The 3,494-nt window shown below is 47.0% G+C and carries 4 protein-coding genes and 1 tRNA gene; 3 read left to right on the top strand and 2 right to left on the bottom strand.

The features are described 5' to 3' along the window. Nucleotides 1–21: 21 nt before the first annotated feature. Nucleotides 22–98, top strand: a tRNA-Asp gene (locus B7X71_RS16165). A gap of 56 nt (nucleotides 99–154) precedes the next feature. Here B7X71_RS16165 and B7X71_RS16170 read toward each other — a convergent pair. Both B7X71_RS16170 and B7X71_RS16175 read right to left on the bottom strand, forming a co-directional pair. After that, nucleotides 155–979 (bottom strand): M48 family metallopeptidase, encoded by an 825-nt coding sequence (locus B7X71_RS16170; RefSeq protein WP_293601483.1) that lies wholly within the window; start codon nucleotides 977–979, stop codon nucleotides 155–157. A gap of 37 nt (nucleotides 980–1,016) precedes the next feature. After that, complete coding sequence (locus B7X71_RS16175; RefSeq protein ID WP_293599534.1) at nucleotides 1,017–1,613, bottom strand: hypothetical protein; 597 nt, start codon at nucleotides 1,611–1,613, stop codon at nucleotides 1,017–1,019. 152 nt (nucleotides 1,614–1,765) lie between these two features. Here B7X71_RS16175 and hyi point away from each other — a divergent pair, with 152 nt between their 5' ends. Both hyi and B7X71_RS16185 read left to right on the top strand, forming a co-directional pair. Next, nucleotides 1,766–2,581 (top strand): hydroxypyruvate isomerase, encoded by an 816-nt coding sequence (gene hyi / locus B7X71_RS16180; protein WP_293601484.1) that lies wholly within the window; start codon nucleotides 1,766–1,768, stop codon nucleotides 2,579–2,581. A gap of 14 nt (nucleotides 2,582–2,595) precedes the next feature. Next, entirely contained in the window at nucleotides 2,596–3,492 is an 897-nt protein-coding gene (locus tag B7X71_RS16185; protein ID WP_293598273.1) for a 2-hydroxy-3-oxopropionate reductase, read from the top strand. The last annotated feature ends 2 nt before the right edge of the window (nucleotides 3,493–3,494 follow it).

Below are 3,494 nucleotides of genomic sequence, written 5' to 3' on the forward strand. Positions count from 1 at the left end.
ACAAGTAGCACTCGCTGTATTGGAGCGGTAGTTCAGTTGGTTAGAATATCGGCCTGTCACGCCGAGGGTCGCGGGTTCGAGTCCCGTCCGCTCCGCCAAGTAAGTTTAAAAAGCCCCTGCATAAGGGGCTTTTTTCTTTCCAATAAAATCCTTCTTAGAGCTTCTTAGTAGGCGCTGGTTTTGGCGCCGCTTTGTACAGAGGCTCAACCGATGGCATTAGTGCTGTTAATTGCTCTATGCGGGTTTCGCCAGAAGGATGGGTAGATAAAAATTCTGGGGGGCTTTTATCTTTTGTTGCCTTCAGCATCTTTTGCCAAACACTAATTGCTCCCATGGGGTTATAGCCCGCTCTTGCCGCAAGCTCCAATCCAATGGCATCTGCCTCAGACTCATTTTCTCGCGAGTTGGGCAAAACGATTGCATATTGAGCAACTTGATTGGCGGCGCTGACTGCAGAACCATAGGGACCTGCCACAGCCATAGCAATATTGACTAGTACATTTTGCGCTGCAGCTTGGGATACGCGTTCTCTACCATGCTCCCTCAGTGCATGGGCAATCTCATGCCCCATGATGGCAGCAATTTCATCGTCATTTAAATTCAACTGCTCAATAATCCCAGTGTAGAAAGTAATTTTTCCGCCTGGTGCGCAAGTAGCGTTGAGCGCAGGGGAATCAATCAGCGTTAACCTCCAATCCCACTGCCTTGTATCGTCACGAAATGCCTCGGTCTGTGGGATCAACCGATTCGCAATCAACTTCAAGCGCTCATAAGTAGGTCCAGATGTGACCAGTATATTTTTTTCTTTTGCTTTCTGGTTCTGCTCGTTATAGCTCACTGCAGAGAGGCGATTGACGTCTTCAGAAGAGGCCATCATGAATTGGGAGCGATTTATGCCTACTGCTCCTGGGCGGGTAGTGTTAGCGCATGCTGAGAGCAAGACTAAGAGCGCAAGGACCCATAAGATGCGAATGCTCAAATGAGATCCCTGCATTTACAACGAGTTACTTTATACCTTACCTCTTCTTAGGCGTCGTAATTGATGCAGCCATCGCATCAAAATAAATGACCTTAACTTGTTCACCTACATTCACGTCAGCTAGGAGTTGAGGGTTCTTTACTGTTACTACGGTAACTTTGCCACTTGGCCCTTTAACCGATACTAATTTTTTAGCACGATCGACATCAATAATGTCAGCAATGATAGTTGTTGTATTGGTGATAGTACGCGTTGGCTTTTCACCTGGCTTTGAGGCTACTTCAGATGAAGTTTCTACCTTGCTGCGAATGCCATCACTCTTAGTTTTAATTAGCTCAATCGCAACAGCAAGTTGATAGGTAACATTTAGGCGATCACCTTTTTTAATTTGATCGAAGTTCTTGATCTCAGGACCAGCGACAAACTTAGATTCACCTTCATTGTTTTTAAAATAAATCGTGCGCGTTTTCTTATCAATCTTGGTAACCTTACCTTCGTATAACTGGAAAATGTTGTTGGTTACGGCTGCATCAACAACTATTGCATTCGCAACAGGTGTTTGAGCCATCACTAATGCTGGACCTGCCAATAAAGCGGCGGCTACGATAGCAATTGGGGCGAATTTAATTTTCATAACTTTCCTTAATATTAAGTATTTCTATGGTGATATTAGCGTATTTTTATGCCAAATTTCACTTAAAGTGACAACCCTGGCTGCCCACAGAAATTTATTAGCTTCTTTGATAACATCAATTCTTTTGCATTGATTGAACTCAAAGGAATCTAATGCCCCGTTTTGCCGCCAACCTCACCATGCTGTTCAACGAAGCACCGTTCTTGGAGCGCTTTGCGCTGGCTAAGACAGGTGGCTTTAAGCGCTTTGCGCTGGCTAAGACAGGTGGCTTTAAAGCTGTCGAATTTCTCTTTCCTTATGCATTTGATGTGCAAGACATTAAATCTGCTTTAGATAACAACGCCTTAAAGCTGGTTTTACATAACCTGCCAGCAGGCGATTGGGATGCTGGAGAGCGCGGAATCGCCTGTCTACCCGATCGGGTTGCTGAGTTTCGTGCTGGCGTTGCCAAAGCGATTGAATACGCCACTATTTTGGGTGTGCCCCAGCTCAATTGCCTAGCCGGTAAAGTGCCTGCAGGCGTTAACCCCCAGTTACTTCACGATACCTTTGTCGCCAATTTGCAGTACGCTGCTAGCGAACTCAAAAAAGCGGGACTAAAGCTCTTGATTGAACCGGTCAATACCTTTGATATCCCAGGCTTTTATTTATCCAAGACCGAGCAGGGCATTGCCATTTTGGATGCAGTTGGCGCCGATAACGCTTTTTTGCAATACGACATTTACCATGCTCAGCGTATGGAGGGTGAACTGGCCAACACGATCCAAAAGTACTTGAGCCGCATTGCCCACATCCAGTTGGCAGACAATCCCGGTCGCAATGAACCCGGTACTGGTGAAATCCACTACAACTATCTCTTTGGCTTACTAGATCGCCTTGGATACGCTGGCTATATCGGTTGTGAATACAAACCCCTTAAATCTACCGAAGCTGGCCTGGGGTGGATGGGTCAATACGAACAAGAATAAACAAGGAAGACACCATGAGTAAGTTAAAACTAGGATTTGTTGGTCTGGGCATTATGGGCGCTCCTATGGCGGGCCATTTAGTAGCTGCTGGCCATGAGGTATATATCAACACCCGTAGCAAGGTTCCGCAAGAGCTGGCCAATAGCGCCGCAATCCCATGTGCTAGCCCCGCAGAAGTCGCTAGCAAGGCGGACATCATTATCACTATGGTGCCTGACACCCCCGATGTAGAAAAAGTCCTCTTTGGTGAAAATGGCATCGCTCTAGGCTTGAGCAAGGGCAAGATCGTGGTCGATATGAGTTCTATCTCACCAATCGCTACGAAAGAGTTTGCGCAAAAAATCAATGCGCTCGGTTGTGAGTATCTCGATGCCCCCGTCTCAGGAGGTCAGCTTGGTGCTAAAGGCGCCACGCTCACCATCATGGTAGGCGGCAGCGAAGCGACTTTTGCAAAGGTAAAGCCTGTATTTGAATTAATGGGTAAGAACATTACGCTAGTTGGCGCTAATGGCGCTGGTCAAATTACCAAAGTAGCCAATCAGATTATTGTGGCCTTAAACATTGAAGCGGTTGCTGAGGCCCTGGTGTTTGCCGCTAAAGCTGGCGCTGATCCTGCCAAAGTACGTGAAGCACTCATGGGCGGTTTTGCCAGCTCAAAGATACTAGAAGTGCATGGTGAGCGCATGATTAAGCGCACCTTTGATCCGGGCTTTCGAATCGAATTACACCAAAAAGATCTAAACCTCGCTCTTAGTAGCGCCAAAGCATTAGGGGTCTCATTGCCCAATACGGCAACCGCTCAAGAGCTCTTGAACTCCTGTAGCGCTCACGGTGGCAAAGCCTGGGATCACTCCGCCATGGTGAGGGCGCTTGAAAAGATGGCGAACTTTGAAATTGGGCAGAAGGGTTAAGG

This window comes from Polynucleobacter sp. 39-46-10 (assembly GCF_002282275.1).